This window comes from Rhodococcus sp. FG69 (assembly GCF_057808915.1).
In genome coordinates, this window is sequence record NZ_JBMDIX010000009.1 from 138,869 (window position 1) to 161,848 (window position 22,980).

At 64.3% G+C, this 22,980-nt stretch carries 25 protein-coding genes; 9 read left to right on the plus strand and 16 right to left on the minus strand.

Annotation, left to right across the window (positions count from 1 at the left end):
- Positions 1–57: 57 nt before the first annotated feature.
- The 4 genes from manA to ACODSO_RS09660 form a co-directional block, all read right to left on the minus strand.
- On the minus strand, positions 58–1,314 hold the full coding sequence (gene manA / locus ACODSO_RS09645; RefSeq protein ID WP_489036686.1) for a mannose-6-phosphate isomerase, class I: 1,257 nt from the start codon (positions 1,312–1,314) through the stop codon (positions 58–60).
- Positions 1,314–2,429: a tobH protein gene (locus tag ACODSO_RS09650; protein ID WP_489036687.1), complete on the minus strand. Its 1,116-nt coding sequence runs from the start codon at positions 2,427–2,429 to the stop codon at positions 1,314–1,316. The genes manA and ACODSO_RS09650 overlap by 1 nt, the downstream gene beginning before the upstream one ends.
- Before the next feature lie 88 nt (positions 2,430–2,517).
- Entirely contained in the window at positions 2,518–3,885 is a 1,368-nt protein-coding gene (locus ACODSO_RS09655; RefSeq protein WP_489036689.1) for a phosphomannomutase/phosphoglucomutase, read from the minus strand.
- A 203-nt stretch (positions 3,886–4,088) separates the two neighbouring features.
- Positions 4,089–4,502: a DUF3499 domain-containing protein gene (locus ACODSO_RS09660; RefSeq protein WP_489036690.1), complete on the minus strand. Its 414-nt coding sequence runs from the start codon at positions 4,500–4,502 to the stop codon at positions 4,089–4,091.
- Positions 4,503–4,577: 75 nt separating this feature from the next.
- Between ACODSO_RS09660 and ACODSO_RS09665 the strand changes: the two genes are divergently transcribed.
- Positions 4,578–5,063 carry a metallopeptidase family protein gene (locus ACODSO_RS09665; protein WP_068368990.1) on the plus strand — a complete coding sequence of 162 codons (486 nt, stop codon included), beginning with the start codon at positions 4,578–4,580 and terminating at the stop codon, positions 5,061–5,063.
- Between the two features lie 94 nt (positions 5,064–5,157).
- Here the strand turns inward: ACODSO_RS09665 and ACODSO_RS09670 are convergent, their stop codons facing one another.
- Positions 5,158–5,391 carry a WhiB family transcriptional regulator gene (locus ACODSO_RS09670; RefSeq protein WP_027496498.1) on the minus strand — a complete coding sequence of 78 codons (234 nt, stop codon included), beginning with the start codon at positions 5,389–5,391 and terminating at the stop codon, positions 5,158–5,160.
- 728 nt (positions 5,392–6,119) lie between these two features.
- On the opposite strand from ACODSO_RS09670, the gene cofD reads away from it, so the two are divergent.
- The 3 genes from cofD to ACODSO_RS09685 are packed head-to-tail and all read left to right on the plus strand — an operon-like array spanning position 6,120 to position 8,990.
- Positions 6,120–7,088 (plus strand): 2-phospho-L-lactate transferase, encoded by a 969-nt coding sequence (gene cofD, locus ACODSO_RS09675; RefSeq protein WP_489036691.1) that lies wholly within the window; start codon positions 6,120–6,122, stop codon positions 7,086–7,088.
- Positions 7,085–8,440 carry a coenzyme F420-0:L-glutamate ligase gene (locus tag ACODSO_RS09680; protein ID WP_489036693.1) on the plus strand — a complete coding sequence of 452 codons (1,356 nt, stop codon included), beginning with the start codon at positions 7,085–7,087 and terminating at the stop codon, positions 8,438–8,440. The genes cofD and ACODSO_RS09680 overlap by 4 nt, the downstream gene beginning before the upstream one ends.
- Before the next feature lies 1 nt (position 8,441).
- Positions 8,442–8,990: an NUDIX hydrolase gene (locus ACODSO_RS09685; RefSeq protein ID WP_489036694.1), complete on the plus strand. Its 549-nt coding sequence runs from the start codon at positions 8,442–8,444 to the stop codon at positions 8,988–8,990.
- Positions 8,991–9,000: 10 nt separating this feature from the next.
- Here ACODSO_RS09685 and manB read toward each other — a convergent pair whose 3' ends face one another.
- Genes manB through rfbD form a run of 3 tightly spaced genes read right to left on the minus strand, consistent with a single transcriptional unit; the run spans position 9,001 to position 11,904 of the window.
- A complete protein-coding gene (gene manB, locus ACODSO_RS09690) occupies positions 9,001–10,086 on the minus strand; it encodes a mannose-1-phosphate guanylyltransferase (protein WP_068368995.1) in 1,086 nt (361 codons plus the stop codon).
- 17 nt (positions 10,087–10,103) lie between these two features.
- Positions 10,104–10,988 carry a glycosyltransferase family 2 protein gene (locus tag ACODSO_RS09695; protein ID WP_489036696.1) on the minus strand — a complete coding sequence of 295 codons (885 nt, stop codon included), beginning with the start codon at positions 10,986–10,988 and terminating at the stop codon, positions 10,104–10,106.
- A 49-nt stretch (positions 10,989–11,037) separates the two neighbouring features.
- Positions 11,038–11,904, minus strand: coding sequence for a dTDP-4-dehydrorhamnose reductase (gene rfbD / locus ACODSO_RS09700; protein WP_489036697.1), 867 nt, complete (start codon positions 11,902–11,904; stop codon positions 11,038–11,040).
- Between the two features lie 376 nt (positions 11,905–12,280).
- Here rfbD and ACODSO_RS09705 point away from each other — a divergent pair, with 376 nt between their 5' ends.
- Entirely contained in the window at positions 12,281–13,729 is a 1,449-nt protein-coding gene (locus ACODSO_RS09705) for an LCP family protein (RefSeq protein ID WP_489036725.1), read from the plus strand.
- A gap of 33 nt (positions 13,730–13,762) precedes the next feature.
- Positions 13,763–14,470 (plus strand): TIGR03089 family protein, encoded by a 708-nt coding sequence (locus ACODSO_RS09710; RefSeq protein WP_489036698.1) that lies wholly within the window; start codon positions 13,763–13,765, stop codon positions 14,468–14,470.
- Here ACODSO_RS09710 and ACODSO_RS09715 read toward each other — a convergent pair.
- The 3 genes from ACODSO_RS09715 to ACODSO_RS09725 are packed head-to-tail and all read right to left on the minus strand — an operon-like array spanning position 14,467 to position 16,680.
- The gene (locus ACODSO_RS09715) at positions 14,467–14,832 is read right to left on the minus strand and encodes a hypothetical protein (protein ID WP_489036700.1); all 366 of its coding nucleotides are present in this window, start codon (positions 14,830–14,832) and stop codon (positions 14,467–14,469) included. The genes ACODSO_RS09710 and ACODSO_RS09715 overlap by 4 nt on opposite strands.
- A 40-nt stretch (positions 14,833–14,872) precedes the next feature.
- Positions 14,873–15,409 carry a 5-(carboxyamino)imidazole ribonucleotide mutase gene (gene purE / locus ACODSO_RS09720; protein WP_489036701.1) on the minus strand — a complete coding sequence of 179 codons (537 nt, stop codon included), beginning with the start codon at positions 15,407–15,409 and terminating at the stop codon, positions 14,873–14,875.
- Complete coding sequence (locus ACODSO_RS09725; protein WP_156520141.1) at positions 15,391–16,680, minus strand: 5-(carboxyamino)imidazole ribonucleotide synthase; 1,290 nt, start codon at positions 16,678–16,680, stop codon at positions 15,391–15,393. The genes purE and ACODSO_RS09725 overlap by 19 nt, the downstream gene beginning before the upstream one ends.
- A gap of 115 nt (positions 16,681–16,795) precedes the next feature.
- Between ACODSO_RS09725 and ACODSO_RS09730 the strand changes: the two genes are divergently transcribed.
- Positions 16,796–17,359 carry a GtrA family protein gene (locus tag ACODSO_RS09730; protein ID WP_068368962.1) on the plus strand — a complete coding sequence of 188 codons (564 nt, stop codon included), beginning with the start codon at positions 16,796–16,798 and terminating at the stop codon, positions 17,357–17,359.
- Here ACODSO_RS09730 and ACODSO_RS09735 read toward each other — a convergent pair.
- The 4 genes from ACODSO_RS09735 to ACODSO_RS09750 are packed head-to-tail and all read right to left on the minus strand — an operon-like array spanning position 17,356 to position 21,132.
- Entirely contained in the window at positions 17,356–18,678 is a 1,323-nt protein-coding gene (locus ACODSO_RS09735) for a sensor histidine kinase (protein ID WP_489036703.1), read from the minus strand. The genes ACODSO_RS09730 and ACODSO_RS09735 overlap by 4 nt on opposite strands.
- 11 nt (positions 18,679–18,689) lie before the next feature.
- Entirely contained in the window at positions 18,690–19,370 is a 681-nt protein-coding gene (locus ACODSO_RS09740) for a response regulator transcription factor (protein WP_489036705.1), read from the minus strand.
- A 41-nt stretch (positions 19,371–19,411) separates the two neighbouring features.
- A complete protein-coding gene (locus ACODSO_RS09745; RefSeq protein WP_489036706.1) occupies positions 19,412–19,999 on the minus strand; it encodes a PH domain-containing protein in 588 nt (195 codons plus the stop codon).
- Positions 20,000–20,004: 5 nt separating this feature from the next.
- Positions 20,005–21,132, minus strand: a complete 1,128-nt coding sequence (locus tag ACODSO_RS09750; RefSeq protein ID WP_489036727.1) for an AI-2E family transporter — start codon at positions 21,130–21,132, stop codon at positions 20,005–20,007.
- Positions 21,133–21,354: 222 nt separating this feature from the next.
- On the opposite strand from ACODSO_RS09750, the gene ACODSO_RS09755 reads away from it, so the two are divergent.
- Positions 21,355–21,768, plus strand: coding sequence for a DUF7144 family membrane protein (locus ACODSO_RS09755; protein WP_068368711.1), 414 nt, complete (start codon positions 21,355–21,357; stop codon positions 21,766–21,768).
- On the opposite strand, the gene ACODSO_RS09760 is transcribed toward ACODSO_RS09755, so the two are convergent.
- Entirely contained in the window at positions 21,762–22,598 is an 837-nt protein-coding gene (locus ACODSO_RS09760; RefSeq protein ID WP_489036707.1) for a biotin--[acetyl-CoA-carboxylase] ligase, read from the minus strand. The two genes, ACODSO_RS09755 and ACODSO_RS09760, sit on opposite strands and share 7 nt — an antisense overlap.
- A 159-nt stretch (positions 22,599–22,757) precedes the next feature.
- Here ACODSO_RS09760 and ACODSO_RS09765 point away from each other — a divergent pair.
- On the plus strand, positions 22,758–22,980 hold a 223-nt coding region (locus ACODSO_RS09765; RefSeq protein ID WP_489036709.1), incomplete at its 3' end, for a carboxyl transferase domain-containing protein.

Consider the following 22,980-nt stretch of genomic DNA (forward strand, 5'->3'; position numbering starts at 1 on the left):
TTTGGTAACACAGTAAGCCGCGACGATGCGGCGCGTAGGAGCTTGGCGAAAAGCGGCTCAGCCCGAGGTCGCGCCGACGGTGGCAGCGAAGATCTCGGCGTCACCCCAGCGGGCGCTCGCTGTGATCGCGGGATCAGAAGCGGACACCCATGCAGCGGTTCCCCGCTCCAGAACGAGCTCGACTCCCCCGCCGCCAGCACTGTCGGTGTCGGCGGCCAGCGCAACTCTGCCACCGGTGCACAACACGATCTGAGGTCCGGCACTGTCGAGGGTGACCGACGTGCCGTCGGCGAGCATCGATCGTGAGAGTGCGAACTCCGATGCAGGAGTGCGATAGACGACCGGGATTCCCGCCGTGTCGACGTCGGGCTCCAAGATCGACACGTCGGCGGGTTCGAAATCGAGAACCCTGAGCAGCTCCGGCACATCGACGTGCTTAGGGGTCAGTCCACCACGCAAGACATTGTCCGAATTGGCCATGATCTCGACGCCTGTTCCGGACAGATATGCATGCAGGTTTCCAGCATCGAGATACAACCCTTGCCCTGGCGTCAGGGTGACACGATTGAGCAGCAGTGCGGCGAGCACGCCTGCGTCACCCGGGTAGGACTCCCCCAGCTCCAGCAGAGTCCGCGCTTCGGCCACGAACCGGCCACCGTCCTGGTGCGCTGTCGTGGAGAGGTACCGAATACACCCGTCGGCCACCAGCGGCAGCAAGGCGTCGAGCGCAGGTCCGGGCAGCGTGATCCACGACGTGAACACCGTGCGCAGCCCCGCGTCGTCGGGTTGATCGGCGAGCAACGATCGGTATCCGGACAGTGCGTCGACACCGAGGGCGTCGATGAACTCGACTGTGTACTTCGGGGACCGGAAACCTGCCAAGGCGTGGAACTCGGTGAGTGCGACGATCAGTTCGGGCTTGTGTGAGTCGTCTCGATAGTTTCGTACCGGGGAGTCGATGGGAACGCGCCTCGCCTCTTCCCGCGCGTACCCCTCTTTGGCCTGATGCGCACTCGGGTGCGCTTGAAGTGACAGAGGTTCCTCTGCCGCAAGCAGTTTCAGGAGAAACGGTAGGCGTCCAGCGTATTTCTGCGAAATCGTGCTACCGAGCTCACGAGATGGACATTCGTCGATGACGGCGAGAAGAGAACGCTCTCCTCCCTCGCCGGCGAGATGCGCTGGGTCGGCAGGATGCGCGCCGAGCCAGATCTCGGCCTCCGGATGTTCCGAGGGCACCGATCGACCCTGTAGTTGCGCAAGCGAGGTTCGAGATCCCCATGCGTACGACCTAACTGCCCCACGCAGTGGTTGCACTATGTACCGCCCATCAGATGTAGGTATGCGGCGGCCATCTCCAACCGCGTCGTCAGTAGTGCCATCGACTCGAACTCGCCGAGCTCGTCCACCATCGAGCCTTGCTCGCCCGGTATTGCAGGGTTCGACCCGCCCACACCGGCGACGAGTATCTCGACGTCGCTCACTGCTGCAGTACGGCGTTCGGCCTCCGTTGCGCGCGCAGGAGATGCGGCGACGAGAACACGTATGGCCGCTTCGGGGCGTGGACCGTCTACTTGCTCGTCGTGAAAGAAAGGGTCGTAGTCCGTAGGCACCGCGGTGCTCGCTCGCGCCGCGTGCACTGCGGCCGCGATGACCTCGGAGAGCTCGCTCGACGCCGACACGACGCCGGCGACGCGGAACATCACCTCGCTGCCGTGGCGGGCCGCCTCCATCGCGAGCGCGCCGGCTCCGCTGAACACCACTCGCCTGTTCGCCATACGCACTGCGACGGACTTCGCCGGATTGTGAAACACCTCGCGGGATGGGTGATTTCGCGATGCTTCGTCGTCGAGCGCATCGGCGAGGCGGGACAGATCGGGCAGGAGTGGCCGATGGACACCGCCGGCCACGGAGCCCAGAACACTGACTCCCGCAGCGACGTAGCGCATCAAGGTGTTGGGTTCGCGCACTGCCACACGCGGCGGAAGAAACAGTGCACGACCAGCTGCGGCAGAGCGTAGCGGCCCCTCGTCGGGGGTCATCAGGATCGTCTCCGCACCGCGGCGAACGGCGGCCGCCGTGGACTCGGACAGTCTCGGATCGCCCGCATCGTCGCCGCACACGAGGACAACATCCAAAGGTCCCACCCACGGAGGTGTGCCGGGCAAATGCACGAGCGGGACTCCGATACGCGCACCGACGGCGGCGATCAGAACTTCTGCCGCCCGTTCTGCACGACCACCGCCGGCTACGAACACGACACTGCGCGGGCGGAGATCGCTCAAGCGTTCACCGACGATGTCGGCGAACGACGCCGCAGTTGCACGAGTCTGAGCGCCGGCCAACGCGGCGCTACGGAGAGCGCCGTCGGTATCGGCAGCGACGAGCGCTTCGGCGTCGTCGAGATCCAGAAGTGGTGACAGAGTGGTCATCGCGTTCGAGCCTCCGTCCTTCCTTACCGACTCATTTGCCTCACATGTGATGGTGCCCGTATACCCACGGACACGTCCACTATTCCAGTCAGGCCCGGACCACGTCGAGAATCTCCGAGGTGAGTGCATCGACCTCGGATGAACTGCGAGCCTCCACGTTGAGACGCAGCAACGGCTCGGTATTGGACGCCCGGAGGTTGAACCAGGCGCCGTTCTTCAAGTCGACCGTCACGCCGTCCAGTCGATCGATCGACACGGTGCGATCGGCGAACGCCTCCAGTACCGCTGTGGTCCTCTCGGCAGCGTCGGCCACAGTGGAGTTGATTTCCCCGGACGCCGAATAGGTCTCGTAGGAACTCATCAATTCGGACAGCGGACGATCTCGAGAGCCGAGCGCGGCAAGCACGTGCAACGCAGCCAGCATTCCCGAGTCCGCACACCAGAAGTCCCTGAAGTAGTAGTGCGCCGAGTGCTCTCCACCGAAGATGGCACCGGTGTCCGCCATCTGCTGCTTGATGAACGAATGGCCGACCCGCGTCCGCACCGGGGTGCCGCCGAGCTCGGTCACCAACTCGGGCACAGCTCGCGAGGTGATCAGGTTGTGAATCACCGTGGCGCCCGGCTCCTTCGCCAACTCACGCTCGGCGACGAGTCCGGTCACCGCCGAGGGCGATACCGGGTCTCCCTTTTCGTCGACGACGAAGCACCGGTCGGCGTCACCGTCGAACGCGAGTCCGATATCAGCGCCTGTGTCCAGAACGAACTTCTGCAGGTCCTTCAGATTCTCCGGGTCGAGCGGGTTCGCTTCATGATTCGGAAAGGTCCCGTCGAGTTCGAAGTAGAGCGGCTCGACCGTGACGGGCAACCCCTCGAACACTGCGGGGACGGTGTGGCCACCCATGCCGTTGCCGGCATCGACCGCGATCTTCACACCGGAGACCTGTGACAGGTCGACCAGGTTCTTGACGAAACTCGCGTAGTCGCTCAGCACATCGCGCTCGGTCACCGTCCCTGGCTCACCATCGAAGGACGGCACCCCATCGACCAATTCGCTCTTGATCGTCGCGAGGCCGGTGTCCTGTCCGACTGGTTTGGCGCCGGATCGACACAATTTGATGCCGTTGTACTTCGCCGGATTGTGGCTGGCGGTGAACATTGCACCGGGGCAGTCGAGCATGCCGGACGCAAAGTACAGCTGGTCGGTGGATGCAAGTCCGATGTGCACGACATTCAGCCCTTGCGAGGTGACGCCGTCGGCAAAGGCCTTCGACAGCTCGGGCGACGACGCACGCATGTCGTGCCCGATGACAACCTGCGTCACCGACGAGTCCTTCACCAATCGGGCGAACGACGCACCGACATCGCGGACGAAGGCCGCATCGATCTGTTCACCCACCACCCCACGAACGTCGTAGGCCTTGATGACTGCATTGACGGCTTCGGCAGTGCGTGCCACGAACGACTCCTCGTATTGATCAGGTGGGGTTATCGGGTGGATGATGCGCGAGTACGGGTCTTTCCGGTCCGTCGACCTACGAATGTGTCATAGATGATTGTGGTCGGCGCGACGACAGAGGGCAGATGTGACAGAAATGATGCCCTCATCGTTCACTCGAACGATGCTGCGTCGGAACATGGTTTGCGATGGCGCCGATGGAATCAGGCCGTGGGGTCCGGAAGCACCCGTAAATGGCCGCGACGACCGGTCCGTACCGGCGAACCCGGGCGGCGGTCCGTTGACGAGTCCGGCGTGCGCCGACCCTCCTGAGTGCGGACGGAGCCGGATTCCCTGCCACGTTCTCCACGACCGGCTTCGCGAACAGCCTCCGCCAGGGCGGTGAGGTCGTCCTCGTCCGGCGTCGACGTGGTGAAGCCACCCTCGTACCGAACCAGTTCCCACCCCTTGGGTGCCGTGGTGGTCGATGCGTGGACCTCACACAGATCCCAGGAGTGCGGCTCGTCCACGGTGGCGAGGGGGCCGACCACAGCCGTCGAATCCGAATAGACATACGTGAGCGTCGCAACGGCCGAACGGTTGCACCCAGGCCGGCAGCATCCACGCAGAGATCTCACACCAGAGAGACTAACCCCCGCTTCTTTCGCCGAGCCGATCGACACACCGCGAGCAGACCCCGATAACCTCACGCCATGGCTCGAAGTGCATCCGGACGCAGAACGACATCCCGATCTGCCGCACGACGCGGACGGGGGATCCGCGGCCCTGTACTGCCCAACAACGTGCCAGGACACCGTTCGCGAGCCGACAGATTCGACCGATCCGTACTGGAAGCTTTCGCGCGAATCGACCATAAGTGGCACGAGAAGCTCGAGCGCCTCGATATCGCTGTCGACGAGGTACCGAAGATCCGCGCGAAGGATCCCGAGTCCGTCAACTGGCCACCTGAGGTTGTCGCCGAGGGCCCGGTGCCGCTGTCACGACTCGTTCCTGCAGGCATCGACAAGCGCGGCGAAGCTACGCGCGCTCGGATAGTCCTGTTCAGGAGGCCGCTGGAACGACGGGCGAAGCACCCTGAAGATCTCGAAGATTTGCTGTACGAGGTGCTGGTCGAGCAGGTTGCCACCTACCTCGGAGTCGAGCCCGATGTGGTGGATCCGGGCATCGACGGGGACTGACGGCGTAAACGGAGACTGACGGCGTAAACGGAGACTGACTGCGCAGCCGACGACTGACGGCCTACCGGAGGCGTGCGTCGACCCAAGGCCGGTCTCAGCCGATTCCACGCTTGAGACGGCGCCTCTCACGCTCGGACAAACCACCCCAGATGCCGAAGCGCTCGTCGTTCGCGAGTGCATACTCCAAGCATTCGTCCTTGACTTCGCAGCCGAGGCAGATGCGCTTCGCCTCGCGAGTCGAGCCTCCCTTCTCAGGGAAGAACGCTTCGGGGTCGGTCTGCGCACAGAGGGCACGTTCCTGCCACTGATCTTCGATTTCCTCGAACATCTGATCGAATCCAGCGATGAGACTCAGGGCCGGCTTCACAGGCTCACGCATCGAAAGCTGTTCTGCGATGCCGTCGTCCGAGTCATCACCGGAATCGATGTCGGTCTCTGTGTGCACGACGTACGCGGACGCCGCATCCACCGGAACGATCTCCGAACGGACGTCGCCGGATACGTCGTTGTCGATACTGATCGCGCAGTCGCCTCGTGCTGCGCCTGCTTCGGAATCGGTCTGCGGCGCGTCGTCGACTGCGCTGAGGTGAGCAGGGGACTCTCCCCGTTGTTCACGTGTCACGTGCTGGTCATACATCGCTTCCGCCTCCTCACCATTTACTAGCGCAGATATTGCCGGTCGGTTCCGAACACCTTGCCCCGCGCAGGTATTCGTAGCCATTCACAGTCACATTCAAACCCTCGACCTCTACTACACGTTGCCCACAAGGATCACGCCGCATGAGAACGCATGTTCGAATCAAGGCCGCCTCCAAGCGAACTCACTCGGAAACCTTGGAATGACATACATGTGATTAGACACGCCGGAGTACGTCGCGGTCAAGCCGATGAACCATTTTGCAATACCATCTAGAACCCCCGAATCGGCACCCTCGAAGGATCTGCGCCCGTCTTGCGCGTGTCGCGCCCGAAAAATACCCGTCGAACATGCGGTGAGCTCGCTGGAACGGCGGGCGCCCACGCACCGCACGGCCACACGGCATAGGCTTTCGACCTGTGAAAGTGACTGTCTTGGTCGGTGGTGTGGGTGGAGCTCGTTTCCTCCAAGGTCTCAAAACCCTCCTCGGGGACGACGGCGACATCACCGCCGTCGTCAACGTGGGCGACGACGTGTGGATGCACGGGCTCAGAATCTGCCCCGATCTCGACACGTGCATGTACACACTCGGCGGTGGAATCGACACCGAACGCGGATGGGGCCGAATCGCGGAGACGTGGCACGCACGAGACGAACTCGCGGCCTACGGCGCCGATCCCGATTGGTTCGGGCTCGGAGATCGAGACATGGCAACCCATCTCATTCGCAGTCGGATGCTGCGCACTGGATATCCGTTGTCCGCCGTGACCGAAGCGCTGTGCAACCGATGGAAGCCAGGCGTCCGACTGCTCCCCGTCTCCGACGATCGCAGCGAAACACACGTCGTGGTGACAGACCCCGACGACGCCTCGGGAGAATCTCGGCGTGCAATTCACTTCCAGGAGTGGTGGGTTCGATACCGTGCGCAGATACCGACGCACAGCTTCGCGAACATCGGCGCCGAGCAAGCAACTCCAGCTCCAGGCGTACTCGACGCGATCGAGAGCGCCGACGCCGTGATCCTCGCTCCGTCCAACCCGGTCGTGAGCGTCGGCGCCATTCTCGCCGTGCCCGGAATACGCAGTGCGCTCCGTACCACCGAAGCCAAGGTGGTCGGCCTGTCCCCCGTCGTCGACGGAAAACCGTTGCGCGGGATGGCCGACGAATGCCTCTCGGTCATCGGCGTCGACACGAGCGCCGAAGCTGTCGGAAGATACTACGGCGCACGGTCGGACACCGGGATCCTCGATACGTGGATGATTCACTCGACCGATACCGCGGCGGTGCCAGGGGTCGACGTCGTCAGCGTTCCACTGCTCATGACCGACCCGAGAACAACCGCAGAGATGGCCGCTGTGGCGTTGCGATCGGCGGGTCTGACGCTGTGACCGGTACGGTACCGACCGATCACGCCCCGGGCGGGAGCATCGAAATCCTGCCTGTGCGTGGTCTCCCCGAATTTCGCCCGGGGGACGATCTCGCTGCATCCATCGCCGAGCACGCACCATGGATCCGCGAGAACGACATCCTCGTCGTCACGAGCAAGGTGATCTCCAAGGTCGAAGGCAGGCTCGTCGACGCACCTGTCGATCCGGAGGAACGCGACGCCGCACGTCGAGTACTCGTGGACCAGGAGGCAGTCCGGATAGTTGCGCGCAAGGGGCGCACACTCATCACCGAGAACCGCCTCGGCATCGTTCAGGCAGCATCGGGAATCGACGGCTCCAATGTGGACGGCGCCGAACTCGCGCTGTTGCCCGAGGATCCCGACAAGAGCGCATCCGCTCTCCGCAACTCGCTTGCCCAGTTGCTCGGCGTGTCCGTCGGCGTGGTCGTCACGGACACGATGGGTAGGGCATGGCGCATCGGACAGACGGACGCGGCCATCGGTAGCGCAGGTCTCGCCGTGGTCCATGCCTATGCGGGCGCCGAGGACAGCCAGGGCAACGAGCTGATCGTGACCGAAGTCGCCGTAGCCGACGAGATCGCCGCCGCAGGCGATCTCGTCAAGGGCAAGCTCGGTTCGGTACCGGTTGCCGTCGTGCGGGGTCTCACACCTGTCGACGACGGCTCGCGCGCTCGAGATCTGGTTCGTCCGGGCGAGGACGACCTGTTCTGGCTCGGCACCGAGGAGTCGATCGTGCGCGGACGACGACAAGCGCTACTGCTGCGAAGGTCGGTGCGCTCGTTCTCCGACGAGACCGTAGACCCCGAGGACATCCGTGGCGCGGTGGCCGATGCGCTCACTGCGCCCGCGCCACATCACACTCGACCGGTCAGGTTCGTCTGGGTGCGCACGCCCGCACTGCGCACCCGGTTGCTCGACCGAATGACGGAGAAGTGGCGTGAAGACCTGCGGTCCGACGGCCTGGACGAGGGTCGGATAGATGCACGTGTCGCGCGCGGCAGGATCCTGTTCGACGCTCCCGAAATCGTCATTCCGTTCTGCGTGCCCGACGGCGCGCACACCTACCCCGACGAACACCGCACCCGCGCAGAGGAAACGATGTTCACCGTTGCCGTCGGAGCTGCGGTGCAGGGACTGCTCGTCGCGCTGGCCGTTCGAGACCTCGGAAGTTGCTGGATCGGTTCGACGATCTTCGCCTCGGATCTGGTGCGCGCCGAGCTCGGCCTACGCGCGGACTGGAAAGCCATGGGCGCCATAGCAATCGGCCATCCGGTGGAACTTTCGACACCTCGCGCACCGCGCGATCTCGGCGCTGAACTACTGGAGATGTGAGATGAGCGCTCGCTCGCTACACGACTCTGCCGTCGCCGCTCTGGAGGAGTGGCCGGTGCTCGATCACCATGAAGACTCCTTGCGGCACACGATGCTCGCGTTTCTCGCAGGGAGCCCCGACGGTTGCTTGCGCAGCAACGAACCCGGACACGTCACCGCATCCTCGTTGGTACTCGACGAGTCGGGCGAGCAAGTGCTACTGACACTGCACCCCCGCGTCGGGCGATGGATCCAGCTCGGCGGGCACTGCGAACCCGCGGACGAGACCGTCCTCGACGCGGCGATGCGAGAGGCGCGCGAAGAGTCGGGCATCGACGAACTCACGATCGAGCCGACACTCCTGTCGGCGAACACCCACCCGATCACGTGTTCGCTCGGCAAGCCGACCCGTCACCTCGATCTGAGATTCCTGGTCCGCGCTGCGGCGGGAACCACCGCGGTGCGGAGCGAAGAGTCGACCGACCTACGCTGGTGGCCAGTCCACGACCTCCCTGCGAACGCCGAGGCCGACACGATCTCGCACCTCGTCGAACTGGCCCGCCAACGCTGATCGGCGACGATCAGACGTCGGTCGAGAAGCGCACTCCGCCGTCGGGAAGCTTGACCCCGGGCCACACCCGAGCGCCACGCAGAAGCTCGCAGCGGGCACCGATGTCGGCACCGTCGCCGATGATTCCGTCGCGAACGAGGGCCCGCGGACCGATACGAGCGCCGAAACCGATGATGGACCGCTCCACCACGGCGCCTGCCTCGATTTTGGCTCCGTCGAACACGACCGCGCCATCGAGCCGCGCGCCGGCGCCCACCTCTGCGCCACGGCCGATGACTGTTCCGCCGATCAGCAGTGCACCCGGCGCAATGCCGGCACTCGGGTGAACCAGTGACTCACCCCGCGTCCCGTTCAGGGCCGGGGACGGTGCGATGCCGCGAACCAGATCGGCCGAGCCCTTGACGAAGTCCTCCGGTGTTCCCATGTCGCGCCAATATGCGCTGTCGACGTGGCCGTAGACACGCTTGCCCTCTGCAAGAAGCGCCGGGAACACCTCGCGCTCGACGGACACCGGGCGATCGTGCGCGATCGATTCGATGATCTCCCGCTTGAACACGTAACAGCCTGCGTTGATCTGGTCGGTCGGCGGGTCCTGCGTCTTTTCGAGGAACGCGGTGACGCGGCCATCTTCGTCGGTCGGGACACAGCCGAATGCACGAGGGTCCCCTACCCGGACGAGATGGAGCGTGACGTCGGCCTCGGTTCTGCGGTGAGTGTCGAGAACCGCGGTCAGATCGGTGCCGCCGAGTACGTCGCCGTTGAACACCAGCACAGTGTCCGCGCGGAGTTTCGGCAGGACGTTACGGATTCCTCCGCCGGTGCCCATCGGCTCGGTTTCGGTGACGTACTCGAGCTCGAGGCCGAGCGCGGAACCGTCACCGAAATGTTCCTCGAACACCTCTGCTTTGAACGATGTGCCGAGGACGACGTGATCGATTCCCGCAGCCTTGATACGCGCCAACAGGTGGTGCAGAAACGGTAGTCCGGCGGTGGGAAGCATCGGCTTCGGCGCGGACAAGGTGAGCGGCCGGAGCCGAGTACCTTTGCCGCCCACAAGGATCACAGCATCGGTCGTCTTGCTCGTGTCAGCTGACATCGTCGGCCTCTCTGTTGTCATCGCTGTTCCCGATCGTCGATCTGTCGCGCTCGAAGTGCCGAAGCCACAACCACCTTCGAGCGCGCTGCCAGGCCCGCGCGCAGTGCCCATCGAAGGGGAGCTTGCCACACATGTGGGTGACGATCGGCCTGAAAGCGGTACGCGCTCGTGTGGTGGGCCGGAAGCATCAGTTCCGGATGTCTACCTGCCGCATGCCCTTTGGAGTGGGTAACTTCTACTTCTGGAACGTAGACATTGAGCCAGCCGGCTGTTCCGAGGCGGTCTCCTAGGTCCACGTCCTCCATGTACATGAAGTAACGGGAGTCGAACCCGTTCACCGAGTCGAATGCGGCACGCCTGAGCAGAAGGCACGAACCGGACAGCCAGCCGACTGTTCGCTCCGTCACTGCCTCGTTGTCCTGTCGGTACCGCACCGTCCAAGGGTTGTTCGGCCAGATCTTGCCGAGAAGGGCGTGGCCCGCGCCCGAGGTGAGGTCGGGGACCGAGCGAGCCGAGGGGTAGCGACTGCCGTCGGGTTCGCGGATGAGCGGGCCGAGCGCACCTGCGCGCGGCCACCGCTGCGCGGCGGCCAACAGTCCGTCCAGCGAGCCCGGGTGCCAACGGACGTCCGGGTTCGCGACGACGATGAACTCGACACTGTCGTCGACCTCGGCAACCGCACGGTTCACAGCGCCGCCGTACCCGAGGTTTGCACCCGTACGAAACAGGCGGGCATTCGGATAGGCAGCATCAGCCGCTTCGGGGGAACCATCGGTCGACCCGTTGTCGGCCATGATGACCTGTGGAGTCTCGGTCGTTGCCGTCGAGAGCGAACTCAAGAACTGATCCAGATATTCACCGGGCGAATAGGTCACCGTCACGACGGCCAGCTTGGAACTCACGCGGGCAACACTATCGTTCCCACGATTGCGCCCCGACGGTGCGCAGCCGTCATGTGGTGGCCTGCCCTGAAACAGCCAGCGCGTCGGCGAGCGCGTCGCGCCAATCGCGTAGCGGAGTGAGTCCTGCGCGAGCCCAAGCATCGGCGGACAGAACCGAGAACGCGGGCCTCGGTGCCGGACGCACGAATTCCGAGCTCGAACACGGCTTCACCCGGTCCGGATCGGCACCTACCCCGGCAAACACCGCCCGAGCAAGCTCGTACCAGCTCGCAGTTCCCCCGTTCGTCGCATGCAGAATCGGGGCATCGACCTGGTGCGCAGCGACGAGTTCGAGTACTCCGCCGGCCAGATCCCACGAATAGGTCGGCGAACCGACCTGGTCGTCCACCACGCTCACCGTGTCGCGCTCACCCTCCAGCCGTCGCATCGTGGACACGAAGTCGGATCCGGAGCCTGTGTAGACCCAGGCCGTCCGAACGACGTGCGCGGTTGGCAGCGCACGTAGTACCGCCTGTTCGCCTGCACGCTTCGTGCGCCCGTACGCGCTCTTCGGGGCCGTCGGTGCATCCGGCTCGTACGGCCTGGTCGATGTGCCGTCGAACACGTAGTCGGTGGATATGTGTACCAATCGAGCACCGACGCGCGCACACGCCTCTGCGAGATTTCGGGGCCCGTCGGCGTTCACGGCCATTGCCCGGTCCTCGTCGGTTTCGGCGGCGTCGACTGCGGTGTAGGCCGCGCAGTTGACGACGACCATGCCCGGCACAACAGCGGCGGCGACTGCCGCCGGGTCGGTGATGTCCAGCTCGGTGCTCGTTGCGCCGACCGTGTGGTGTTCCCCTTCTCGGCCGGCCGCGCGTTCCACTATCTGTCGTCCGAGTTGTCCCCCGGCTCCGGTCACAAGGATGTTCGCCACAGTCGCAAAGTGTGGCACGCCGCCCGAGCTTGAGCGAGGCAGTGAGATTTCACAAGTAGCCTGGAGCCGTTACAGGGACGAAACCACGACACACTACGAACCGAAGAGGAAAGCCACGGTGCCACGAGAGTCGGACGGAACACGGGACGAGTCCCGCTCCCGTCACCGCGACAATCGTCGCCGCGAGAACCCCAGCCGTCAAGATCCCAGCCGTCAAGATCCCAGCCGTCAAGATCCCAGCCGTCAAGATCCCGGCCGTCGGTCTCGCAGCGGCGATGGGCGCGAGTTCGACGGTCGCCGTCGCACCGCCTCCAGGACGCCCCGTCCGGCAACGAATACGGATGCAGAACAGTCCACTCATCGCCACGCCACCGCGCTGCGGGGTCCTCAGATCATCGTCGCCTCGCTGGCCATTCTGGTTCTGGTGGTCACCGGGTTTGCGTGGCGCAGTGTCGACAGCTTGCGCTCGAACATCGCCACGGCCGGTGGACTCGGCCTCGGAGGCGGCGCCGACGGCGCAGTCGACATCCTGATGGTCGGCACCGACAGCCGTACCGACGCGCATGGCAATGCCCTGTCTCAGGCGGAGCTCGATTCGCTGCGAGCCGGCGACGAGGTCGCCTCGAACACCGACACGATCGTGCTCATTCGAGTGCCGAACGACGGCTCCTCGGCAACCGCGATCTCCATTCCGCGAGACTCCTACGTGGAGGTTCCGGGGATCGGTATGTCGAAGATCAATGCTGCGTACGGCGCGACCAAGGAGACCAGGCGACTCGAACTGGTCGAACAGGGCGTCACCGACGCCGACGCCGAGAGCCAGTCCACCGAAGCTGGGCGCGAAGCACTGATCGAGTCCGTTGCCGACCTCACCGGCATCACAGTCGATCACTACGCCGAGGTCGGCCTACTCGGATTCGTGTTGCTCACCGACGCGGTCGGCGGCGTGGACGTGTGCCTCAATGCCCCCGTCGACGAACCTCTGTCCGGAGCGAATTTCCCTGCGGGAGAACAAACCTTGTCCGGCGCCGACGCATTGAGCTTCGTGCGACAGCGGCACGATCTTCCGCGCGGGGATCTGGATCGCATCGTGCGGCAGCAGGTTTTCATGGCGTCGCTCGTTCGAAGCGTGTTGAGCGCCAAGACATTGAGCAATCCCAGCACGTTGAATCAGTTGAGCGGTGCGGTGCAACGTTCGGTCGTCCTCGATTCCGATTGGGACATACTGGAGTTCGCCACCAAGTTGCAGGATCTAGCAGGCGGCAAGGTCAAGTTCGAAACGATCCCTGCGGTCGACATCAACGGGGTGACCGACTACGGCGAATCCATCGTCGAGGTCGATCCCGCAGCCGTCAAGCGCTACGTAGAAGGACTGCTGGACGGCTCAGCAGACGAAGGGGATACGGCGCCGACCACCGACGCTCCTCGGGTCGACCCGTCCTCGGTGACGGTAGACGTCGCGAACGACAGTGGAATCGACGGTTTGGCCAGCGGCGTGGCCGATTCGCTCGGCGCACTCGGGTACACCGGCGGAACCGTCGGCAACTACGAGGGAACGTCGGTGTCCACGACGACGATTCAGGCAGCCAACCCGGACAGCGACGCGGCGAAAGCGGTTGCTGCTGCGCTCGGCGGCGTCGAAGTGAGCACCGACGAGACTCTGGCGGGCAATACCGTTCGAGTCGTACTCGCTGCCGACTATTCAGGCCCGGGTGTCGGCGGCGCGCCGGCCGCGACCACCACACCCGAACTCGTGGCGGCGGGCGGCGAGTCACCGGCTCCTCCGATCGACGCAGGTTCGACCGGTCCCGCCTGCGTCAACTGATCGCCCCCGTCCTCGTTCGATAGGGTTCGAGTCGTGGCTTCCACTTTGACGCAGGAACTGCTCGATCCGATTCTGGCAACCGATCCGGCCGGTCCCCGAGTGACGTACTACGACGACGGCACCGGTGAACGGGTCGAGGTGTCGACGGTGACGCTTGCCAATTGGGCGGCCAAGACCGCCAACCTGCTGCGCGACGAATTCGGGCTCGAGCCTGGCGCTCGCGTCAGCGTGCTTCTGCCTGCGCATTGGCAGACGGCCGCGGTTCTGCTCGGTGCTTGGTGGGCCGGGGCCGAGGTGGTACTCGGGGTCGACGAAACCGCCGATCTCGCGCTGGTGCACGGAACCCGCATCGACGAGGCAGGAGACGTTCCGGAGATTCTCGCGCTGTCTCTCGATGCGTTCGGAAAGCCGGTACCGGATCTGCCGGTGGGCGTCACCGACTACGCGACCTCCGTCCGAGTACACGGCGACCAGTTCAGGCCGTCCGGGCACCAGGCAGCGCTGGAAGGACGATCCGTCGACGAGGTCCTGGCTTCGGCACGTGCGCGCGCCGAAGCTCACTCGCTCGTCGTCGGCGATCGGGTGCTGTCCTCGTTGCCGTGGACCACCGCCGAGGAGCTCGTCGACGGATTAGTGTCCGTGCTGGTCGCCGGTGGATCACTCGTTCAAGTTGCGGATCCCGACGAGAGCAGAATGGAACGGCGAATCGCCACCGAGAAGGTCACGAAAACCCTCGGCTAATTCGTGTATCCGCCGTCGTCGAGACCGGCTTCGATCTCGTACCGATTCCGTGCGCCGGGTCGGCGGCTTTCCTCGACTAGGTAGCGCACTGCGAAGAGGAGTCCGTAGCGCGCCCACTGATCGGCATGAACGGCTTCGTGACGGAGGACGGCACGGGACACGTTCTTCCCGGTGAGATAGACACCGCCGATCGTCGTCCCACCACGACCGAATCCGCCGCGCATACCGGACGCGACATACAACCGGACCTCCGGATCGAACGCGATGTCGGCCCTCCAGAGCCGGGCGTAGATCAGCGCGCTGTACGTCACAAAAATCGCCTGGAATCTGCCCCGCGCGGCGCTCTGGACCCGTGTGCGCATAGTTGGTCTCCGTTGTTGCCGCGCGCTTACCGTGGGTGCACTAGCCCAGCAGCTTCGCGCGCAGCGCAGCGTCCTTTTCCAACACCATCGACTCCAAGCTTGCCTGAAAGCTCGTCATCTGTTCCCGCAGGCTCGCGTCGGATGCGCCGAGGATTCGAACCGCGAGCAATCCGGCATTGCGGGCGCCGCCGATCGACACAGTTGCCACCGGTACGCCCGCGGGCATCTGGACGATCGACAGCAGCGAGTCCATCCCGTCGAGATACTTCAGCGGAACCGGTACGCCGATGACCGGCAACGGCGTCGCCGACGCCACCATGCCCGGCAGATGGGCTGCTCCCCCGGCCCCCGCGATGATCACCTGCAGGCCGCGCTCGGCTGCTCCGGACGCATAGTCGAGCATTCGCTGTGGTGTTCGGTGCGCCGAGACGACCCCGACCTCGAAACGCACACCGAACTCGGCGAGCGCCTCGGCCGCTGCTTCCATGGTCGGCCAATCGGAATCACTCCCCATGATCAGGCCGACCTGGGGTCCCTGCTTCCCTGCCCGCGCTTCGCTCATGCGTGTGGATCCCATCCGTCGGTCCATTCTGCGTGCGACATCCAATGCGCCGCGCGCTCTGCCTTCTCTCTGACTGCGGCAACATAAGCGCCGTCGGCAGAGCTGCCGGCCCCACCGAGCACGTTGACGTGTCCGATCTTGCGGTCCTTGCGCTCCCCCTTGCCGTAGAGGTGCACCTTGGCATCGGGCATTCGTGCGAAGAGGTGGTGCAGACGCTCGTCCATGCTCATGGTCGGCGCCTCGGCCGCACCGAGAATGTTCGCCATCACGGTCACCGGTGCCAATGGAGTCGTGTCGCCGAGCGGATAGTCCAGCACCGCGCGTAGATGCTGCTCGAACTGTGACGTCCGGCACCCGTCCATCGTCCAGTGGCCGGAGTTGTGAGGGCGCATGGCTAGTTCGTTGACGAGAATCCTGCCGTCGTTCGTCTCGAACAGTTCGACCGCCATGGAGCCGACTACGCCGAGCTCCGCAGCGAGTGAGAGCGCCATTCGCTCGGCGTCGATGGCCGTGTCCTCGTCCAGCGACGGTGCCGGCGCGATCACGACAGCACACTGGCCGTCACGCTGCACGGTTTCGACGACGGGCCACGCCGCGCCCTGACCGAACGGTGAGCGCCCGACCATGGCCGACAGCTCGCGCCGCAGGTCGATCTTCTCCTCGACCATCAGCGGAACTCCGCGATCGAGTTCACGGCGGACGATGTCCTCCGCCTCGTCGGCGTCGTTCGGCATCCACACGCCTCGACCGTCGTAGCCGCCACGGATCGACTTCACCACGACGGGCCAGCCGTGGTCGTCGCCGAACTTGGTGACATCCCCCACCCAGGTGACCTCTGCGAAGTCGGGTATCGGAATCTCGAGCTCGGCGAGCTTGCGGCGCATACGCAGCTTGTCCTGCGCGAAAATCAACGCGCTCGGCGGTGGCTGCACGTTGACGCCCTCGGCGACAAGGGCCTCCAGGTGCTCGGTCGGCACGTGTTCGTGGTCGAACGTAACGGCATTGGACCCGGTTGCCACCGTGCGCAACGCGTTCAGATCGTCATGATGCCCGAGCACGACGTCGGCACTGACCTGCGCTGCAGGCTCGTCGGCGCCCGCCGACAGCACACGCAGCGTCTGGCCGAGAGCGATCGCGGCCTGATGCGTCATGCGGGCGAGCTGACCGCCCCCGATCATCGCGACGACGGGCGTCCCGCTCGTCGCAGTACGCGGCGTACTCGGCCGCGGCGGGTTGTCTGCACCGGAAGAGGATTGTGGACCAGTCACGGCTTCATATCGTGTCATGCGTTGCCGCTTCGGCAGCCGCCAGTACCCGTGCCGCCCGTCCAGGGCTGAGAGAAAGCTGATGATCTGCGTGGCGGTTCGTCAATTGCACCAACGTTTCGTAGACTTCTCCGTTGTGCCCTCGATCGACAGCGTGATCCATCGCCTCCCCGGCCCGATTCGGGAGCTGGCGATTCGTCATAGCGAACTGATCAAGTTTGCCATCGTAGGTGGCACGACGATGATCTTCGACCTCGCGATCTTCTATTCGCTCAGCCTCACCATCCTCGAGCCCAAGCCCGTCGTCGCGAAGATCATTTCCGGCGTGATGGCCACGATCTTGAGCTACATCCTCAACCGTGAGTGGGCGTTCAAGAACCGCGGCGGGCGTGAACGGCACCACGAGGCATTGTTGTTCTTCACGATCAGCGGCATCGGTGTGATCCTCGCCGCAGCTCCGCTGTTCATCGCGAACAACATTTTCGATATTCGTGAGGGCCACACCAGTCTGACGATGCTGGTGATCGTGGACTTCGTCCTGAACTACATCATCGGCAACCTGATGCAGATGGCGTTTCGATTCTGGGCCCTGCGCAAGTTCGCTTTTCCCGACGAAAACGCACGCGGCGCCGCAGCAGGTTCGACCGACTTCGACCCGACCGAGTCCGAGGTGGCCGAAGAGCAGCTGGGACACAGCTAGCGCGGTTCCCTCGTCGAAGGCGAAAAGGTGCCCGTATGACGAACTGCGGGTAGAAACACCGAGAACATGGCTGGGCGACGCCGTTGCAACTCCAGTCGGCCGCCGTCTGCTTCGACGAGAGCGCGGGCCAGCGCCAGGCCGACGCCGGTGGATCCGGCGCCGGAAAATCCGCGATCGAAAATGTGGGGCGCCAACTCGTTGCTTACTCCCGCGCCCTCGTCCGATACCTCGACGCAGGCCAGTGGCTCGCGCCGACGCTCCGCAGTGTCGAGGGCAGGCACCAGACGCACCGAGACCGTGCAGGTACCACCTCCGTGCATCAGCGCGTTGTCGACGAGCACCGACACCGCCTCACGCAGCCGTGAACCCGTGACCGAGGCAGTGACTGCACTGTCCCCCTTGAGTACGAGTTGGCGATCGACGTCCTCGAAGCTGCGCTGCCACTCGGAGATCAATCCCGCCAGCTCGGCCACCACGGGCACCTCCTCGGCACCGGCGGATCCGTCGCTACGGGACGACCTGACCAATTCGTCGATGGCCAGCGTCAGCCGATCGACCTGCGCCATCGCCTCGTCGGCCTCTCCTACGACGTCGGGGTCCGGATGCGTGGACAGCTCGTCCAAGCGGAGCCGAACAGCTGTGAGACGACTGCGAAGCTGATGTGACACGTCCGCGACGAGTGTGTGTTCACGTTGCAGCCGGCCGGCGATCTCGACCGTCGCCGAGTCCAGGACCTCCGACACCCGGTCCAGTTCGGCGATTCCGTGCCGCCTTGGATCGGGTCGGAAGTCGCCTTCGGCAAGCCGAGCCGCTCGTCGGGCGACATCCTGGAGTGGATCGGCCAACCGTTTGGCAGTCAGAACTGCCACCGCGGTTCCCGCAAGAATGGCAGCGAGCACGACGAGGCCCACCGCACCCACGGCCTGACGCTGCAGCGAGCGCATGTCGTCGGACGGCACTTCGAGACGCAGCGAGCCCGACGTCCCCATGGACAACGACTCCACCAGCGGTTTCGGAACGAAAGGTTCGCCGATGTCGACGCGAGACGCCGCGTCCTGCGGGGTCGGAAAGATGACGACGAGCCGACCCGACTGCGGGATGGCCAGCCTCAACGAACCTATGTCGAGATCGCCGATGACCATCCCCATCTCACCCTCCTGCGAGAGGATTTCCGACGCCATGCGATCGAGTCGACGCTGCAGATCGTCCCTCGTGAAGTCTTCGACCCACAACCACGCTGTGTACATCAGCGGAAGGCCGAGAAGGAGCGCGGTGAGGATCACCACGGCAAGAATCGACTGGAGAATGCGGCGGCGCATCGTCGTCGCCCTCAGTCGCTGTTGATCCGGAACCCGACTCCCCGGACCGTGGCTATCCGACGCTCGGCGACGGACCCTTCGTCGCCGATCTTTCGGCGAAGCCACGACATGTGCATGTCGAGTGTCTTGGATCCTCGAAGTTCTGCGTCACCCCACACCTCGCGGAGGATTGTGTCGCGGGACACGACCTGCCCGGCATGATCGAGCAGGACTTTCAGTAGCTCGTATTCCTTGTTGGCCAGCGAGATCTCGTTGCCGTTGACGAGCACACGTCGGGCTGCGGGTTCCATGCGGATTCCGCCGACCTCGATCGGACTGTCCTCCCCCGGCCCGCGCCGCCGCAGCAACGCGCGAACGCGCGCCATCAACTCGGCCAGCCGAAACGGCTTTCCGACGTAGTCGTCCGCACCGGCGTCCAAGCCGACCACGAAGTCGACTTCGTCGGTGCGAGCGGTGAGCATCAGAACCGCTAGTTCGGAACTGTTGGCCCGCACCTGGCGACAGACCTCGAGACCGTCCATCCCCGGTAGCCCGAGATCGAGAATCAGCAAGTCGAAATTGCCGTCCAGCGCACGTTGCAGCGCGGCCGGCCCGGTCTGCTCGACGGTCACGGTGTAGCCCTCACGGCCCAGGGCACGCGAGAGTGGAGCGGCAATCGCTTCGTCGTCTTCGGCAAGCAGCACGTCGGTCACGAGAGGAGCCTACGGTCCGAATCTGTGAAGGAACATAGAGATTACCTTCGCCGACCGGCCCGCCAGCCAGGTCGAGCGCCGTCGGAATCCGAGACCTCGGCGCTTTCGAAGGCATCGGGGCCTGCGCGCCTGACCTCCATCGAGTCGAACACCTGCTGATAGAGCAGGGAATGGACTCGTTGTACGCGCGGTATGTCGTCGAACTCGAGTGGATCGTCGGAGGCCGACGCGATGATCAAGGTGCCGGTACGCAGCATGCGGTCCACCAGACCGTGTCGGAACTGAACGTTGCTGATGCGGCCCATCGGAATGTCGATACCCGAATGGGTGATGACTCCCTGCCGGATGAGCACCCGTCGATCGGTGACGATGAAGTGGGTGCATCTCCAGCTGATCAGCGGCGCGACGCATCGCCATCCGACCACGATCGCCCACACCACGACGACGACCATCGTGGCAATCGTCGCGCCGGAACCATCGAGGCGGGCTGAGATCAGGCCGACGAGAAATCCGGCCACCGCGGTAGTGAGAATGAACGTCACCGCGGGCAACACCAGCATCTTCCAGTGAGGGTGATGATGCAGTAACAGCTCTTCCTCGTCCGCCAACGCATCCTGCGGATAGCCCATACGACTCACTCCTCGACCGGAACCTCGTTCTTGTGAGGCGATCCTGCCACGACTTCATCACCGTCACCCTCCGCGCGGTCGTCGCTATCGTTCGGCGGCGGCGATCCATCCGAGAGAAGCACGTCCGCCCAGCGGGTCGCAGGATCGATATCGACGAGAAGGGCCTTCGCCATCAGAGTGAGCGGAATCGCAAGCACCGCGCCGAGCGGACCGAGTACCCAGGCCCAGAAGACCAAGGACAAGAACGTGAGGGTGACCGACAGACCGACAGCGTCTCCGACGAACTTGGGCTGAATGATCGATTGGATCACCACATTGACGACGCTGTACAAGACGATCACCGTGATCATCAGTGTCGGCCCACCTTGGAGCAAGGCGAGCAGTGCGGGCGGAACCAGGCCGAGCACGAAGCCGACGTTCGGTATGTAGTTGGTGATGAACGCCAGCAATCCCCACAACACCGGCAGCGGAATCCCTAACGCCCACAACACTCCTGTGTCGATCACTGCGACGATGAGACCGAAGATCGTGGACACGATGAGGTACTTCCGCGTTCCCGCAGAGAACGAGGTGAACGCGCTCGCGATGTCGCCCCGCGTCCGGACGAGAGTGGTCAATCGAGCAGAGTAGGAACTGCCGTCGACCGCCATGAACAAAGCCAACACGAGCACGAACAACAGATTCGAGAACACTCCGAGCACGCCGACGAGGAGTCCATCGACCAGCCCGAACACGGTGCCTGCATCGAGGTCGGACAACAGCCCCTGAATCTGATCAGGGCCGACGCCGTTGTCGGCCAGAAAATTGTGCACGTTGGCGATCAGCTGATCGAAATCGTCCGAATAGGTCGGCAGCAGCGTCGCCAGTCGCGCCGTGGACAGCACGAGGGCGAACACCAACGACAACAGGATCGCGTACACGGCGAGAATAGCGATCAGCGTCGCGATCCACGCCGGAACCCCTTTACGCCGCAACCATTCCGGAAGCGGATGCACAGCAACGGTGAGCATCAGCGCCAGGAAGGTCGGACCGACTACGGACGCGAACGCGCGAGTCCCTGCGACGGCTACCACCAGGCAGGCCAAGCCGATCAACACGATCACTCCGCGCGGAAGCGACCACGAGGTCGGCATTGCCTCAGCAGGTTCGGCGCCCGATTCGGTGTCGTGTCGATCGATCTGGACCGGATCGTCTCCGGGCACTGCCTTCGGCTCGCGCACGCGGCCCCCTCACACGCTTCTGCTAGGACCTACAACGCTCGCACCGCACGGAAGTACGGCACATCATCCGCTACGGATGATGTGCCGAACGTCGCTCGGGTTCGACACTGATCTTGTCGGAAAGGAGCGCGAGACATGACTGCACGTACGGGTACGACCGGGTCGGGGCACCAAGGGTTCGCATTCGGCGGCGCCATCGCGGCGTCGATCATCCTGCTGACCGCGGGGATTCTGTCGATCTTTCAAGGGATAGCCGCGATCGCCAAAGACGACCTTCTGGTCGTCGGATACAACTACACCTACGAGTTCAGCGTCGAGACCTGGGGATGGGTTCATCTCGTGGTCGGAGTCCTGCTGCTGCTGGCGGGTATCGGACTGATGTCGGGGGCGACGTGGGCACGCCTCGTGGCGATCGTCGTTGCTTCCTTGTCGATCGTCGCCAATTTCCTGTGGCTGCCGTACTACCCGCTGTGGTCGATCTTGATCATTGCCATCGATCTGGTCGTCATCTGGGCAGTCGCCACCTGGGAGCCGACTCGGGCTCAGTGATCGCCTCGATCGATCGCACGAAGGTGCGTCACGTCGCCGGCCGCGACCGAGATCAGTTCCCCGGTGCCGCCGTCGCGCACAACGATGCGCCCCTGATTGTCGACGTCGGTTGCATCGCCGAGGATCTGCTTCTCGCCCGGTAGTTCGACGCGCACGCTGCGGCCGATAGTGTCGCAGCGTTCGCGGTATCGACTCGCGAGCTGCTCGGTGTTCCAGTTCGAGTTTCGCCACGAGTCGATCTCGGCACCGATTCCACGCAGTATCGCCCGCAGGATCGTGTCTCGATCGACGACCGCTGCGTTCTCGAGCACCAGCGATGTGGCAGTCGGAACGGGCAGCTCCGGCTTCGACAACGACACGTTCAACCCGATACCGACGACGACTGTCGGCGCGGAACCGTGTCGCGCGACCTCGGCGAGGATGCCGGCGACCTTTCGTCCCTCGATCAAGACGTCGTTGGGCCACTTCAATGCCGCGTCGACAGCAGCGACGGTGCGTAGCGCATCGACCACGGCAACTCCCGCCAGCAAGGGAAGCCATCCGAGTACGGCCGGGTCGATGCCTGGGAACCGGACTAGGACCGACAGCAGCAGTTGTGACCTCGGCGGCCCCGAGAACGGTCTCGCGTGCCTGCCACGCCCGCTGTCTTGATGTTCGGCGACTAGCGCGGTCCGATCGGCCAACCCATCGGCCTGCGCGATCAGGTCTGCATTGGTGGACCCCGTCGACTCGACGACGTCGAGCCGGGACCAGGACGCCTGAGGCCCGTCGACGAGTGCACGCCGAAGAGCCGAGAGGTCGAGCGGGGGACGATCGAGATTGGTCCACATGAACAACGAGCATATGGCCTGCTCGTGACGAGCTCCGAGTCGACGCCTGACGGTACTGGCCAGTAGCTATGCAGTAGCGGCTGGTGGAGCCGACGTTGGCTGGTCCAACGCGCCCCTGGGTCGGGACGTGCATCACACCCGTGGTTAAAGTGTTTGCCCATGACCAGTGTTCAGGATCCGACTGCGCAGAATTCGGCAGAGAAGCCCGATATTCACACCACAGCGGGCAAGCTTGCCGATCTGCGTAGCCGCCGCGAGGCTGCAATGGCACCGTCCGGCGAAGCCGCGATCGACAAGGTGCATGCCAAGGGCAAGCTGACCGCGCGCGAACGGATCACGGCACTGCTCGACGACGGGTCCTTCGTGGAGATGGATGCCCTGG